Source organism: Chlamydia muridarum str. Nigg, from assembly GCF_000006685.1.
In the GTDB taxonomy this organism is placed as follows: domain Bacteria; phylum Chlamydiota; class Chlamydiia; order Chlamydiales; family Chlamydiaceae; genus Chlamydia; species Chlamydia muridarum.
The window spans coordinates 439,486-454,037 of record NC_002620.2; the positions used below are offsets into that span (position 1 = coordinate 439,486).

Below are 14,552 nucleotides of genomic sequence, written 5' to 3' on the forward strand. Positions count from 1 at the left end.
TTCTTTTTTATGAGTTTAGATAAGTTATTAGTTACAGATATTGACGGGACAATTACACACCAACCACACCAACTTGATGATCGAGTTATAGAAGCTTTGTATCAGTATCACGAAGCCGGGTGGGATTTGTTTTTTTTAACAGGAAGATATTTTTCTTACGCATATCCTCTTTTTCAAAACTTGTCTGTTCCTTTTTTATTAGGTAGTCAAAATGGCTCTTCCGTATGGTCCTCCACAGAAAAGGAATTTATTTATTTTCAGAATATGCCCCGAGATTTTCTTCGGGTTTTAGAAAGATATTTTGAAGGCTTAGATCTTATTGTGTGCATAGAGTCCGGAGCTTCTAATCGGGATACCTATTTTCGACAAGGATTAGGGAATAAAACTCGTGAACTTAAAGCGATTCTTGATACTGTATATTTCCCTTCGGAAGAATCTGCAGAATTGCTCGTTGATGTTCAGGGATGTCTATCGGACGAGTTTACTTATGAAAATTTTGCTGTTGCTAAATTTTTTGGCAGACGAGAAGAAGTTAAAAAAATTATGGATAGATTTGTTGAAGCGCCGGAAGTGTCTTCGCGTGTAACGATGAATTACATGCGTTGGCCTTTTGATTTTAATTATGCAGTGCTTTTGCTCACCTTAAAAGATATTTCTAAGGGGTTTGCTGTAGATCAAGTGGTCCATACGTTCTATAAAGGGAACAAGCCTTTTATAATGGCTTCTGGGGATGATGCTAATGATATAGATTTATTGTCTCGAGGGGATTTTAGAATTGTTATGCAGACAGCTCCAGAGGAAATGCATGGATTAGCAGACTTTTTAGCTCCCCCAGCGAAGGATCTTGGCATTCTCTCCGCTTGGGAAGCTGGTGAACTGCATCATAAGCAGCTTCTTAATCCTTAGGAAGCATTTCTGGACCTATGCCCATAATGTTGGCTCCGTGGTCTACATATAAAGTTTCTCCTGTAATGGCATTAGCTAAAGGAGAAACAAGGAATGCCGCCGCGGCGCCCACTTGTTCAGCTTCCATTGGAGATGGTAGTGGCGCCCAATCAAGATAGTAATCCACCATCCGCTCAATAAATCCAATCGCTTTTCCAGCTCGGCTGGCCAAAGGTCCTGCCGAAATGGTATTTACGCGAATTCCCCAACGTCTACCAGCTTCCCAAGCCAATACCTTTGTGTCACTCTCTAAAGCAGCTTTTGCAGCGCTCATCCCGCCACCATATCCAGGAACAGCACGCATAGAAGCGAGATATGTCAAAGAGATTGTGCTGGCGCCTTCATTCATAATGGGTCCGAAATGGGAAAGAAGGCTAATAAAGGAATAGCTAGATGTGCTTAGAGCTGCAAGATACCCCTTGCGTGAAGTATCAAGTAAAGGTTTGGCAATTTCGGGGCTATTCGCAAGAGAATGGACAAGGATATCGATATGCCCGAAATCTTTTTTTACCTGCTCTACCACTTCGGATACAGTATAGCCAGAAAGGTCTTTGTAGCGTTTATTTTCTAAGATATCTTGAGGGACATCTTCTGGGGTGTCGAAACTGGCATCCATTGGATAGATTTTAGCAAGAGTAAGCAGCTCTCCATTTGATAATTTGCGAGATTCATTAAGTTTTCCTAGTTCCCAGGATTGGGAGAAAATTTTGTAAATAGGAACCCAAGTGCCCACAAGAATGGTGGCGCCGGCTTCCGCTAACATTTTAGCAATGCCCCAGCCATATCCATTGTCGTCACCTATACCTGCTATGAACGCAATTTTTCCTGTTAAATCAATTTTCAACATGAGCTAACCCCATTTTGTCTTCTTGAGAAGGAGAGTAGCAGATTCTGTTATTATTGAGAAACGGACCTGGTAAGGGAGGGGCCTATCTGAGCTAACTTACCGAACTCTGTGAGAGGTGAGAGAGAAGTGTATAAACTTTATTTTAATTTTTTATAGCTGTTTGTCGGCAGGTTATGTATTGTTTATCGCTTTTTACTTTCAAACGTTAAAAGAATACAGAGGAGGGGGTAAAATATGTCGTTAGGTATTAGTGGCATTTGTTCTTCTTTATGGTCTCGCCTTTTTGGGAGTTCTCAGAATTTTAATGTTACAGAGGTTGATGAAGAGCCCATCTCTTTGGAGTCAAATTTCTCTGTACACACTCAACCGGATCCTATTAATTCGGTATGCGGGCAGCTCCCATGCAATTTTTTGATGGCTGCCCAGGCTCCTAATGTGCAGGGGCTTATTTTTCATGATCATGGAAGGGAGATTTTTGGTAGAAGGTCTCAGGACAGGTACTCTTCTTCAGGTTTTGCTCTAACTTCTATCTCCCTTAGAAGTGGCGATTGTATTGATAGTCCCTCCTCCGAATCTGTGATCGATCAACAGCCTCGGCTTGGATCCTCTTCTTCTCAGCATCGTTCACTACAGTTGGCTGCGATGCTTTCTGGCATGAGCTCCTTTTCTTCTAAGAACATTTTTAGCTTATTTGGAGAAGATCGTATTCGCTCTTTCACAGAAGTGGATAGTCCATCAACAGCTTCATTATCTCAGTTAAGAGGCTTATTGAAAGATGCAAACGTGTCAGATACCGTGTCTTTATTGCTCGGATTAAATGGTATAGAGACTTCGGACATGTCTTCTCCGCTCGTTAACTTGTTACTTAGTCAGTATAATCTTTCTGGAGCAGCGAATAACAAGAATTTGAATGATCTTGTTGAACTTTTGCAGAAGGTGCAAAACAAAGAAAGTTCTGTTGATGAAGCTTCAACGCAAAGTTGTTTGAGAGTATGTTGCTCCACTGTTTGCGGGCTGTTAGCTAGTTCCCCTAATCCGATTGTTAGTGGTATTGGTATAGGAGGAACAGCATTAACAGAGCTTCTTGTAATGGCAGCAAAAAGTCAACGGGTTCAAAAAAGCTTAGAGTTGTGCCACGATTCTTGTAAACCTTGTTGCACTAGATCTTGCGGGTGTTCTTCTTGTGGTTGTGATGGAGGAGAATGTGGTTGTGGTAGATTTGGAAGTCTCTTATGTGGTTGCACAGAGTTATGGTGTTTCAAAGAGTCTGTTAGAGAAGAGGTTGATTTAAAAGATTATGCTAATAAGATTCAGCAATTAGAATCTGCTGTAGGGTCCACAACGTTTATGATGGGATTACAGAATTTAGGGATTACCATCTCAGATTTATTGAACGGCGATGTTAAAAATATTCCTTCTCCAGAACAACTAGAAAATGCTTGTAAAGAGGCGGTATCCACTATTGGGCAATTGATGATGCGTATGACTCAAGAGAAATGGATGAATCGTTTTTGCTCTTGTATGACGATACTAAATCAATCTTTCTGGAAAGGAGCTATTTGTTCTGGATTATCGGGAAGAACAACTATGCTATCTCTAGAGGATCTGGCCAATCGTGTTAAAATTGTTACATGCACTGGAGGCAAACAAGAAGCTGAGAATTTTAATCCCGCATTACTGCTTCCAGCCTTGTCATGTTTGCAGATAAAAGGAATGGAGGAAGATAACGAAAATAACGAAGGAAATGGTTTAAGTGCTGATCAGAAAACCTTACTTCTTTGTAAGCTTTGTTCGGTTCTTTCCTCCGCAGTAGGGAATGACAGAAAACCTATTTGGTTAACGCCTAAACAATTAACTGAAATCGTCTGTGTTTGCATGATTATGTGCGGAATTTCAATAGAAGGAGGTCCGTCTAGCGAAAGCGAAGAGTGTAAAGAGTTCCGAGATTGTATTTTACAAGAGAGTTTAGATTGTTTGCGAGATCGGTTACGATGTTCATTGCGTACAACAAGCAAAACTCGTAGAGATATTCGTAAGCTAGTTGTAGTCCATGAATCACAAAATGCCTTTATAGAGTTACTTTTAGCTTTAAAAGATCCTGATAGTAGAGAGAGTAAAGGCCTTTTAAGAGAGTGTTTCTCCTCCTGGGCAACTAAAGCAGGAGTGGTAAAGGTTACTGAGGCTTAAAATCTGCATCAAAAGGATAGAGGGTATCTGGAGTTAGGGATGAGACCTCTATCTTTTTTTTGGAGAAGGGGGAAATAAAGCAAAGACTGTTAGCGTGAAGTAAAGGCCTAACGACATGCTTTGGCTGTTCTTTATTTCCGTAATCAATATCCCCAACGATGGGGTGTCCAATTGTTTTCATGTGTAAGCGTATTTGATGAGTTCGTCCTGTAATAGGGCGACAAAGGAGTAAAGCATACTTAGAATAGTGAGTGAGAACTTCCCATTCAGTGATCGTTTTTTTCCCCAATTTTTCATCTGTATTTCCAAACAATACAGCGCCAATTCGTCTATGGCAAGGGGCTGTATAGGTTGTAATGATTCCAGATTGTTGGCGTGGGTGACCAAATACTAAAGCTATATAACGCTTATCTATTTGCCGAGTTTTAAATAGTTGTGTGATAGGGGTAATAGCCTTTTCGTGTTTTGCAAAAAGAATGCAGCCAGATGTATCTCGATCTAATCGATGGACAAGATGAACATGAAGTTGGCAGGCAAGGGCCTCTGAAGTTTGTTTTGCAGGCTTATTATAGATGCAAAGATGCTCATCTTCCCAAAGTAATTGTGCAGAAGAACGCTCGATAATCTGTAAACAAACACGGTCTCCGGGGTGAAGTTTATAAGATTCAAACCGTTCAATGCGACCATTTACTCGACAGCCATGATAGCGAATGGACTCTAAAATAGTTTTTTTAGGTAGATGGGGTAAGGAAGTCCGGAGAAAACAAGCAAGCCTTGTCTGGCGATCTGCTATACCAATAAACTCTTGCATAATCCTTTACCAATAAGTATGTTGGTACAATTTTACGCAAATTTCTATGATAAGAACAGCTTTTTCCCAAGATAATGACCGTTTTCCTCTGGAAGCGTTTCGTTTATGGTTTCTTGAATGTAAAAGATCTTTCCCATGGAGGGAATCTCCTACTCCTTATCGTGTTTGGGTTTCTGAAGTTATGCTTCAACAAACTCGAGCAGAGGTTGTGGTTCCCTATTTTTTAAGATGGATGGAGCGATTCCCTTCTATACAAGATCTTGCTCATGCCGAGGAAAGTGAAGTTGTACGTCTTTGGGAAGGGTTGGGTTACTATTCTCGGGCGCGGAATCTTTTATCTGGAGCGCGTGTAATTACAGAGCTTTTTCAAGGCGAGATTCCACAGGATCCTTTGCTTCTTAACTCTATTAAAGGGATAGGTCCTTATACTGCAAATGCTATCTTAGCGTTTGCATTTAAGCAAAAAAAGGCTGCTGTTGACGGCAATGTTTTGCGCGTAATGAGCCGTTTATTTGCAATAAATCAATCCATTGATCGTATTAAGACACGACAAGAGATCACGGAATTGTGTGAAACCTTGCTTCCGGATTATGAGCCTGAGGTTATTGCAGAGGCTTTTATTGAACTAGGTGCAAGGATTTGCAATCGGAAGCCTGTTTGTGAACAGTGCCCATTACGCTCTTTTTGCAAAGCGTATCAAGAAGGGACTGTGTTGCAATACCCAGTTAAAAACTCTCGTTCTGCAATCACACCTCTTTTTCGCGCTGTAGTGATTATTGTATCTAAGGATAGGGTCCTTATGACAAAAAGAGAAGACCATGAGATTATGGCAGGATTATATGAATTTCCTTACTATCAGCTTTCTCAAGAAGATTGTTGTGATGTTGAGAAAATAACCGATCTGGTTCGTCAAGATTTTGGAGACTCTATTCGCTTTGTTGGAGGCCTTCCCTCCCAGAAACAGATTTTTACTCGTTATCGCGTTTCTCTATTCCCTTATATTTTTCATATTAAAACTCTCTCTTCAGAACAAAATAGTTATACATTAGTAGAACTGAAAAATCTTCCAAGTTCCTCAGGACATCGTAGAATTAAAGAGGATTTTTTGTCAGAGTACTGTAAATTTCCTGAAAAGATGGCCGGTTATTCTGGGGATCAATAAAACAAAAAGAGTCTATTAAAACCTCGTAAGGTTTCTATATGAATGTTGCTGATCTTTTGCATGTTTTGAATGAATTATTATATCCTGAATTGTTTAATGATTATGGCCCTAACGGGTTGCAGGTTGGGGATGCGCAGGCACCAGTCCGTAAAATAGCTGTTGCAGTGACTGCAGATTTAGCAACTATTGAGAAGGCTATTGCTTGTGAATCGAATGTTTTGCTTGTGCATCACGGGTTATTTTGGAAAGGAATGCCTTATCCTATCACAGGGATGCTTTATCAAAGAATGCAGCGTCTTATTGAGAACAATATTCAGTTAATAGCTTATCATCTGCCTTTAGATGCGCATCCAGAAGTTGGGAATAATTGGAAAGTGGCTAAAGATTTAGGATGGGAGCGATTAGAATCTTTTGGGAGCACGAAACCGTCTTTAGGTGTAAAAGGGGTGTTCCCAGAAATAGGCATTCATGACTTTGTGTCTCAATTATCCTCCTATTATCAAGCTCCAGTATTAGCTAAAGCCCTTGGAGGAAAGGAAAGTATTTCTTCTGCAGCATTGATTTCTGGCGGAGCTTATAAAGAAATTTCTGAAGCTAAGAGTCAGGAAGTAGATTGCTTTATCACAGGAAACTTCGATGAGCCAGCATGGTCCTTAGCACATGAACTAGCCATTAACTTCTTAGCTTTCGGACACACAGCTACTGAAAAGGTCGGACCAAAAGCCTTGACTCAGTACTTGAAACAAGTGGGATGTGATTCTGTTGTATTTTTGGATACAGAAAATCCTTTTTGATTGAGAAACGGATCATCGGAAAAGAAGTTCCTTCATAAAACCCTCGATCTCATGAGTAAGGTTATTAGGAGGAAAAGCTCCACGTTGCCTTAGATGAGAATACTCTGATAGGGAAGAGTTAAAGTAAGCTCGCGCTTGTTTGGCTAGAGGGCGCGCTATATCTCCAGAGACATTAGCATGGTAAAAACTTTCTTCAACAATAAGATAGAGCAAGGATCTTGCTGTTTCTCCTAAAGTGGGGAGAGGAGAGCAAGACAAAGCTCCTCTAAATTCAAGAGAAGGGATCGGTGTAGTAGGAATTTCTTTATAATTGTTTTTAACGCCACAAACTCGAGTATTTGTGCATAAGCAGCGTTTAATAAAAACGGGAACAGTATCTATAGACGATTCAAAACTTTGGGAGTGGAAAGTAGGTGGGCTGCTGAAATGGTTGATAAAATTATCCCAAAAGAAAGACCAGTTTGTTTTAGCGGATCCTTCGCAAGGGAATACGGTTAAAGATGTTCCTTGTAAAATGACATCTGAAATATCGATCTTTTTAGAAAGAAGCATGGTTACAATAGAGTATCTAAGGCTTACGTATTCCACTTCTACCGCATAAGGGTACTTGTCAGAGGGAAAAGGATTATGGATACATAGGTGGCGAATTTTTGTCTTGGAGAGGCCAGGAGAGATGTTCCCAACAGTAACCTGTGTATGCAGTTGTCTGGACAGCCATTGCTCTACAATACTCTCTTTTTTTATCCAAAAGTATCCTAAAACACAGCAAGTAAGGAGAAATGCGCTTTTGATTAGTTTAAACATAAGAAAGATGGTCGTAAGCACTAGATGTTTACGATAGAGGAATAAGGAAATATTAGGAAATGAAAAAAGCCCCGTTCCTTATTGGAAACGAGGCTCGAATAAGATTGTAATCCTTTTAGGGGATTAATAATCCATTCCTGCACCAGGCATTGCTGGAGCTGCAGCAGGTTTTTCTTCTGGAATTTCTGCAATGAGAGCTTCTGTTGTCAATAGTAGACCAGCTACAGATGCTGCACTTTCCAAAGCGGAACGAGTAACCTTAGCAGGATCCAAGATACCAGCTTCTATCATGTCTGTATAGGCATCACGTAGAGCATCGTATCCTTCATTTGCAGAACGGGACATTACTTGTTGGAAGATAATAGCACCTTCTTTTCCTGCATTTGCTGCAATTTGTTTCAAAGGAGCAGAGAGAGCTTTCAAAACAATACGGGCTCCAATTCGCTCATCTTCATTTGTCAACATAGGCAAGAAAGCTTCAAGAGTTGGAATGCAACGAATTAATGCTGTTCCACCGCCAGGAAGAATTCCTTCTTCAACAGCAGCGATTGTGGCATGTTGAGCATCGTCTACACGATCCTTTTTCTCTTTCATTTCGATTTCTGTTGCTGCTCCAACGCGGATGACCGCTACGCCGCCAGAAAGTTTAGCAAGACGTTCTTGGAGTTTTTCCTTGTCGTAATCGGAAGTGCTGTCTTCAATTTGTTTTTTAATGCTTTCGCAACGAGCGTCCAAAGCTTCTTTTTCGCCCATTCCTTCAACAATAGTCGTGTCTTCTTTAGAAACGATAACTTTCTTAGCTTTACCAAGCATTGCTAAGCTAGCATTTTCTAATTTCATACCCAATTCTTCGCTGATAAGCTGACCGCCAGTTAAAATAGCGATGTCTTCCAGCATAGCTTTTCTTCTATCTCCAAACCCAGGAGCTTTAACAGCACAAACTCTGAATCCTCCGCGAATTCGGTTAACAACCAATGTCGCCAAAGCTTCTCCCTCGATGTCTTCTGCTATAATAAGAAGAGGACGGCCTGATTCCGCAACTTGTTGTAAAACAGGGAGGAAATCTTTAATTCCAGATATTTTTTTGTCGTAAATCAAAACAAGAGCGTCTTCTAATACACATTCTTGAGTTTCTGGATTCGTTGCAAAATAGCTAGAGAGATATCCTCTATTGAAATTCATTCCCTCAACGACATCTAAGACTGTTTCGAATCCTTTGGCTTCTTCAACAGTAATAGATCCGTTTTTACCAACTTTTTCCATTGCTTCTGCAATAAGATTACCAATTTCTGCATCATTGTTTGCAGAAATAGTGGCTACTTGAGCAATTTCTTTGTGATGTTGAACGGGTTTGCTAATTTTTTTAATTTGATCTACAACGACTTTAACAGCTTTATCGATACCTCTTTTGAGGTCCATTGGGTTTGCTCCAGCTGTTACATTACGTAACCCTTCTGTATAGATAGCTTCGGCAAGAACAGTGGCTGTTGTGGTTCCATCCCCAGCTTTGTCAGCAGTTTTACTAGCGACTTCTTTAACCATTTGAGCGCCCATATTTTCATGCTTATCGGCGAGCTCAACTTCTTTTGCAACAGTAACTCCGTCTTTGGTTACTTGAGGAGAACCAAAGCTTTTGTCTATGACAACATGTCTTCCTTTAGGCCCCAGAGTGACTTTTACAGCCTCAGCTAGAGTCTTAACTCCTTTTTGAATTTTTTTTCTGGCTTCTTCGTTATATTTAATATTTTTAGCGACCATCGATGCGCTCCTTAAATCTTACTTCACTCTCTTAGTTTTTATTGCAGGACTGCTATAACTTCGCTCATTTGAACGATGACATATTCTTCACCTTCGACAGTGAGTTCTTGGCCAGAATACTTATCAATTAAAACGATGTCGCCAACCTGAACTTCAAAAGGAAGCTGCTGCCCTTTATCATCTTTTTTGCCAGTTCCTAAAGCCAAAACTTCAGCTCTGTCTTGTTTTTTCTTAGCAGTATCAGGAAGAATGATTCCACCTCTTGCAGTAGAAGCTTCTTCTTCTCTTTTAACTAAAATTCTATCTCCCAAAGGTTTAATCTTGAGGGTTGTTGCTTGATCTGACATGTTTAAGCTCCTCGTATTTTCACATTCTATGAGGCCTCGTTGTTCAGCGCCTCTCCGCTATCAACGTAGGGATTTGAACGACAGAACGTTCAGAGGGGGAACGATAACAAAGCTTTAGCTTTTTTGCAATAGGTTTAGCAGTTGAGCACCTCAACTGCTATTTTAAAGTTTTATAGTAGGTTAGTAAGTTCGTCTAACTTCCGTTCAATATAGGAAAATGCTTTGAGCATAGGAGCCGATGAAGTCATATCTAAGCCAGATTTTTTCAAAATTTCGATAGGGAAATCTGACCCTCCACTCTGTAAAAATGTAAGATAGGCCTCTTGAGCCCCAGCTTCTTTAGAAAGAATTTTTTCGGAAAAACATAGAGAAGCAATGATTCCTGTAGCATATTGATAGACATAGAAATTGTAGTAAAAATGAGGAATACGAGCCCATTCAATGGAGCTAAGTTCGTCAAATGTTACACAATCGCCATAGAAGATATGCTGTAGCTTCTTATAGCTTTGGGAGAAAAATTCTTCTGTTAAAGGGATTCCTTGTTCAGCTGCAGAATGAGCTTCTAACTCAAAATCTGCAAACAAAGTCTGTCGGAACAGAGTTGCAAAGATGGTGTCTAAAGACCGGGAAAGAATGGCAATTTTCTCTTCCTTAGACGGAGCATTTTTCAGCAAAAATTCCATCAAAAGAGTTTCATTTAATGTTGAAGCGATTTCGGCCAAAAAAATGGGGTATTGTGCTTCATGGTATTGCTGGTGTTTGTGACTCAAAAATGAGTGCATGCTATGACCGCCTTCGTGAGCAACCACAGACACATCATAAAGAGTTCCAGTGTAATTTAAGAGTATGTAAGGCTTGCTGTCATAACATCCAGAAGAATAAGCGCCAGAGCGTTTATTTTGGTTTTCGTACTTATCTACCCATCCTTCAGAGGTGAGACCTTTGCGTAAAGCTTCCACGTAGTTATCTCCTAAAGGGGTTAAGCTATCACAAATTAGAGAGACGGCTTCTTCGTAAGAGTAGTGGCGAGCAAATTCGCTAGCTGCTATCGGAGCATAGACATCGTAAAAATGGAAATCTGGTAGTCCCAGAGCTTTTTGTTTTAACTGAAAATATTTAGTTATCAGATGTGTATGTTGCTTGACTGTCTCAATGAGTGTCGTGACGACCGAAGTGCTAATATTGTTTTGAAATAGAGCAGCTTCTAAACAAGATTTATAATTATGGGCCTTTGCGTTGAACAAATGTGCTTGAATTTTTCCGTTCAGTAAGTTTGCAAGAGATAGGCGATACCCATGGTAACGTTGGCATTGTTTTTGATAAGCGCTTTTTCGTAATTCTCGATCCGGGGACTGCATATAAAGAGAAGACAAAGCATGGGAAAGAGGATGGGATTTTCCTTCGGAATCCACAGCTTCTCCAAACGGAATTTCAGAATCAGTCAAGCTTGAAAACGTTTTGTAGGCTACTTCTAATGCAGGAGAAGAAGATGCTAAAATTTTTTCTTCTCGAGAAGTGCCTGTGTGAGGAGCTAAACGAAATATTTTTTTTAGGTAGAAATGGTATGTTTGGAGTTCGGGAGAAGTAAGTAGCTCTTCAGAAATTTTTTGAGGAAGAGCAATGAGGGCCGGTTGAATCCAAGAGATTTCTTCTGAAAATGACGTAAGTAGATAGGTGATAGACTTAAGGTCTGCTGTAGCCTCTTGGTTGGATATATCCTCATCGTGAGTGAGATGGGCGTAGACATAGAGTTTTTCCAAGGTTCTTTCAATAGAAAAGACTTCGGTAAGTAACTTATAAAGAGAGGATGGCTGTTCTATATGGAATTGCTTTTCGTTGAGATGTGGCCAAAATGGAGCTTCTTTACCACATAAATTTTCCAAATCTTTTTTCCATGCTTCACGGCTTGCATATAAACTTTTGGTATCCCAACAATCAGAAGAAGGAACATCTTTTCTAGAGCGTAAAACTGTTTGAGAAGTTGTATCAGTCGTCATGAAGATCTCCTAGAAGAAATTGGGAGCCAGAGAAAATCATAAATCCTCCTTTCAAGAGGAAGGAGGGGGATTTTATCCAGCTTTCGATAAAAAGGAGCAGTTTTGATCAATAGGGATTTCTAATCAAGCCTTTTGCCAATCGTTTCCTGTAGCAAAAAGCCTATTGCTCTTTTGTTGACTGTAAGAGAATTAAGCTGTATGGATATGAGGTCTGTTTTATAGATCTAAGTGGTCGATAGGTCTCTTCTTATGAAAATAAGTGGTTTTCTGCAGAAGTTATGATAAAAAGGTGTTTATGGAGAAGTTTTCAGACGCGGTCAGCGAGGCCTTAGAAAAGGCTTTTGAGTTAGCCAAAGATGCTAAGCATTCTTATGTAACAGAAAATCATTTGCTAAAGAGTCTTTTGCAAAACCCAGGTTCTTTGTTCTGTTTAGTTATCAAGGATGTGCATGGGAATCTAGGACTATTAACTTCTGCTGTGGATGACGCTTTGCATAGAGAGCCAACTGTGGTTGAGGGTGCAGCTATTCCCAAACCATCGCCAAGTTTACAGCAATTATTGCTAAACGCTCAAGAAGAAGCTCGAAGTATGGGGGATGAATATCTCTCTGGAGATCACTTGTTATTAGCTTTTTGGAAAACTACCAAAGAGCCTTTTGCTTCATGGAGAAAAACAGTAAAAACTTCTCCGGAAGCTTTGAAAGAATTAATCATCAAATTAAGACAAGGAAGTCGTATGGACTCGCCCAGTGCCGAAGAAAATCTAAAAGGGTTAGAGAAATACTGTAAAAATCTGACTATTCTTGCAAGAGAAGGCAAATTGGATCCTGTGATCGGTCGAGATGAAGAGATTAGGCGTACGATACAGGTCCTTTCTAGACGAACCAAGAATAATCCCATGTTGATAGGAGAGCCTGGGGTTGGAAAGACTGCGATTGCCGAAGGACTTGCTCTTCGGATTGTGCAAGGAGATGTTCCAGAAAGTTTAAAGGATAAGCATCTCTACGTGCTAGATATGGGAGCGCTGATTGCTGGTGCGAAATATCGAGGAGAATTTGAAGAGCGTTTGAAAAGCGTTCTGAAAGGAGTAGAAGCTTCGGAAGGAGCATGCATTCTATTTATCGACGAGGTACATACCTTAGTTGGGGCAGGAGCCACAGATGGGGCTATGGATGCTGCAAATTTATTAAAGCCAGCTTTAGCTCGAGGAACGTTGCACTGTATTGGGGCAACGACTTTGAATGAATATCAGAAGTACATCGAAAAGGATGCTGCTTTAGAAAGACGTTTCCAACCTATTTTTGTCACCGAGCCCTCCTTGGAAGATGCCGTTTTTATTCTTCGAGGATTACGAGAAAAGTACGAAATTTTTCATGGGGTACGCATTACAGAAGGAGCTTTGAATGCTGCTGTAGTTCTTTCTTATCGTTATATTACGGATCGTTTTCTTCCAGACAAGGCGATTGATTTGATCGATGAGGCTGCTAGTTTGATTCGTATGCAGATAGGAAGTTTACCTTTGCCTATCGATGAAAAAGAGCGGGAATTGTCAGCTTTGATTGTTAAGCAAGAGGCTATTAAGCGGGAGCAGGCTCCTGCTTATCAGGAAGAAGCCAATGAAATGCAAAAAGCTATCGATCGCGTTAAAGAAGAGCTGGCGGCTTTACGGTTGCGCTGGGATGAAGAAAAAGGGTTAATTGCGGGATTAAAAGAGAAAAAAAATTCTTTAGAAAATTTAAAATTTGCAGAAGAAGAAGCTGAGAGGACCGCGGACTACAACAGAGTAGCGGAACTTCGCTATAGTCTCATTCCTTCACTTGAAAAAGAAATTCGTTTGGCGGAAGAAGCTTTGAATCAGAGAGATGGGCGTCTTTTGCAGGAAGAGGTGGATGAGCGGTTAATTGCTCAAGTTGTTGCCAATTGGACTGGGATCCCTGTGCAAAAAATGTTAGAAGGAGAGTCTGAGAAGTTATTAGTCTTGGAAGAATCTTTGGAAGAACGGGTGGTAGGACAGCCGTTTGCGATTACTGCTGTTAGTGATTCTATTCGATCTGCTCGAGTAGGTTTAAGCGATCCACAGCGTCCACTAGGTGTGTTTCTCTTTTTAGGGCCTACAGGAGTCGGGAAAACGGAACTTGCTAAGGCCTTAGCAGAGCTTTTATTCAATAAAGAAGAAGCTATGATTCGGTTTGATATGACCGAATATATGGAAAAACATTCTGTTTCAAAATTAATAGGCTCTCCTCCAGGATATGTAGGTTACGAAGAGGGGGGTAGCCTTTCCGAAGCCTTAAGAAGGCGTCCTTATTCTGTAGTTCTTTTTGATGAGATAGAGAAAGCTGACAAAGAAGTATTTAATATTTTGTTACAAATTTTTGATGACGGAATTCTTACTGATAGCAAGAAACGTAAAGTAAACTGTAAGAATGCTCTTTTCATTATGACATCTAATATTGGGTCACAAGAATTGGCGGATTATTGTGCGAAGAAGGGGACTATAGTCGATAAAGAGGCTGTGTTATCTGTCGTTGCTCCTGCACTAAAAAATTATTTTAGTCCGGAATTTATCAACCGGATAGATGAAATCCTTCCATTTGTTCCTTTGACTACAGAAGATATTGTCAAAATCGTAGGCATTCAAATGAATCGAGTGGCTTTGCGTTTGTTAGAAAGAAGAATTTCATTAACTTGGGATGATTCTGTGGTTCTATTTCTTAGCGAGCAAGGTTATGATGGTGCTTTTGGGGCTCGTCCTTTGAAACGTTTGATTCAACAAAAAGTGGTGACTATGTTGTCTAAGGCTCTTTTGAAGGGGGATATTAAATCCGGCATGTCAGTAGAGCTTACTATGGCCAAGGATGTTGTTGTTTTTAAAACTAAAACAAATTCTGTGGTGTAGG

At 40.3% G+C, this 14,552-nt stretch carries 11 protein-coding genes; 5 read left to right on the forward strand and 6 right to left on the reverse strand.

The window, feature by feature from the left end; translation table 11 throughout:
- The first annotated feature begins 9 nt into the window (after positions 1-9).
- Positions 10-906 carry an HAD-IIB family hydrolase gene (locus tag TC_RS01885; RefSeq protein ID WP_010230289.1) on the forward strand — a complete coding sequence of 299 codons (897 nt, stop codon included), beginning with the start codon at positions 10-12 and terminating at the stop codon, positions 904-906.
- Here the strand turns inward: TC_RS01885 and TC_RS01890 are convergent.
- The gene (locus tag TC_RS01890; RefSeq protein ID WP_010230294.1) at positions 896-1,792 is read right to left on the reverse strand and encodes an enoyl-[acyl-carrier-protein] reductase; all 897 of its coding nucleotides are present in this window, start codon (positions 1,790-1,792) and stop codon (positions 896-898) included. The two genes, TC_RS01885 and TC_RS01890, sit on opposite strands and share 11 nt — an antisense overlap.
- Positions 1,793-2,026: 234 nt before the next feature.
- Here TC_RS01890 and TC_RS04875 point away from each other — a divergent pair, with 234 nt between their 5' ends.
- Entirely contained in the window at positions 2,027-3,979 is a 1,953-nt protein-coding gene (locus tag TC_RS04875; RefSeq protein ID WP_010904328.1) for a hypothetical protein, read from the forward strand.
- Here TC_RS04875 and TC_RS01900 read toward each other — a convergent pair.
- Complete coding sequence (locus TC_RS01900) at positions 3,966-4,790, reverse strand: RluA family pseudouridine synthase (protein WP_010230298.1); 825 nt, start codon at positions 4,788-4,790, stop codon at positions 3,966-3,968. The genes TC_RS04875 and TC_RS01900 overlap by 14 nt on opposite strands.
- Positions 4,791-4,836: 46 nt before the next feature.
- Here TC_RS01900 and mutY point away from each other — a divergent pair, with 46 nt between their 5' ends.
- Complete coding sequence (gene mutY / locus TC_RS01905) at positions 4,837-5,952, forward strand: A/G-specific adenine glycosylase (RefSeq protein WP_010230300.1); 1,116 nt, start codon at positions 4,837-4,839, stop codon at positions 5,950-5,952.
- A gap of 38 nt (positions 5,953-5,990) precedes the next feature.
- Complete coding sequence (locus tag TC_RS01910) at positions 5,991-6,746, forward strand: Nif3-like dinuclear metal center hexameric protein (protein WP_010230301.1); 756 nt, start codon at positions 5,991-5,993, stop codon at positions 6,744-6,746.
- Positions 6,747-6,758: 12 nt separating this feature from the next.
- On the opposite strand, the gene TC_RS01915 is transcribed toward TC_RS01910, so the two are convergent.
- From TC_RS01915 to pepF, 4 genes are all read right to left on the reverse strand, one after another.
- Complete coding sequence (locus TC_RS01915; RefSeq protein WP_010230302.1) at positions 6,759-7,550, reverse strand: hypothetical protein; 792 nt, start codon at positions 7,548-7,550, stop codon at positions 6,759-6,761.
- A 123-nt stretch (positions 7,551-7,673) separates the two neighbouring features.
- Positions 7,674-9,308 carry a chaperonin GroEL gene (gene groL, locus TC_RS01920; RefSeq protein WP_010230304.1) on the reverse strand — a complete coding sequence of 545 codons (1,635 nt, stop codon included), beginning with the start codon at positions 9,306-9,308 and terminating at the stop codon, positions 7,674-7,676.
- 38 nt (positions 9,309-9,346) lie between these two features.
- The gene (locus TC_RS01925; RefSeq protein WP_009872382.1) at positions 9,347-9,655 is read right to left on the reverse strand and encodes a co-chaperone GroES; all 309 of its coding nucleotides are present in this window, start codon (positions 9,653-9,655) and stop codon (positions 9,347-9,349) included.
- Positions 9,656-9,825: 170 nt separating this feature from the next.
- Positions 9,826-11,652, reverse strand: a complete 1,827-nt coding sequence (gene pepF / locus TC_RS01930) for an oligoendopeptidase F (protein ID WP_010230337.1) — start codon at positions 11,650-11,652, stop codon at positions 9,826-9,828.
- Positions 11,653-11,947: 295 nt separating this feature from the next.
- Between pepF and TC_RS01935 the strand changes: the two genes are divergently transcribed.
- On the forward strand, positions 11,948-14,551 hold the full coding sequence (locus tag TC_RS01935; RefSeq protein ID WP_010230340.1) for an ATP-dependent Clp protease ATP-binding subunit: 2,604 nt from the start codon (positions 11,948-11,950) through the stop codon (positions 14,549-14,551).
- The last annotated feature ends 1 nt before the right edge of the window (position 14,552 follow it).

Bases quoted from the DNA above. Each gene is read 5' to 3' on its own strand.
- TC_RS01885 (WP_010230289.1), top strand. From the start codon at position 10: ATGAGTTTAGATAAGTTATTAGTTACAGATATTGACGGGACAATTACA.
- TC_RS01890 (WP_010230294.1), bottom strand. From the start codon at position 1,792: ATGTTGAAAATTGATTTAACAGGAAAAATTGCGTTCATAGCAGGTATA.
- TC_RS04875 (WP_010904328.1), top strand. From the start codon at position 2,027: ATGTCGTTAGGTATTAGTGGCATTTGTTCTTCTTTATGGTCTCGCCTT.
- TC_RS01900 (WP_010230298.1), bottom strand. From the start codon at position 4,790: ATGCAAGAGTTTATTGGTATAGCAGATCGCCAGACAAGGCTTGCTTGT.
- mutY (WP_010230300.1), top strand. From the start codon at position 4,837: ATGATAAGAACAGCTTTTTCCCAAGATAATGACCGTTTTCCTCTGGAA.
- TC_RS01910 (WP_010230301.1), top strand. From the start codon at position 5,991: ATGAATGTTGCTGATCTTTTGCATGTTTTGAATGAATTATTATATCCT.
- TC_RS01915 (WP_010230302.1), bottom strand. From the start codon at position 7,550: ATGTTTAAACTAATCAAAAGCGCATTTCTCCTTACTTGCTGTGTTTTA.
- groL (WP_010230304.1), bottom strand. From the start codon at position 9,308: ATGGTCGCTAAAAATATTAAATATAACGAAGAAGCCAGAAAAAAAATT.
- TC_RS01925 (WP_009872382.1), bottom strand. From the start codon at position 9,655: ATGTCAGATCAAGCAACAACCCTCAAGATTAAACCTTTGGGAGATAGA.
- pepF (WP_010230337.1), bottom strand. From the start codon at position 11,652: ATGACGACTGATACAACTTCTCAAACAGTTTTACGCTCTAGAAAAGAT.
- TC_RS01935 (WP_010230340.1), top strand. From the start codon at position 11,948: ATGGAGAAGTTTTCAGACGCGGTCAGCGAGGCCTTAGAAAAGGCTTTT.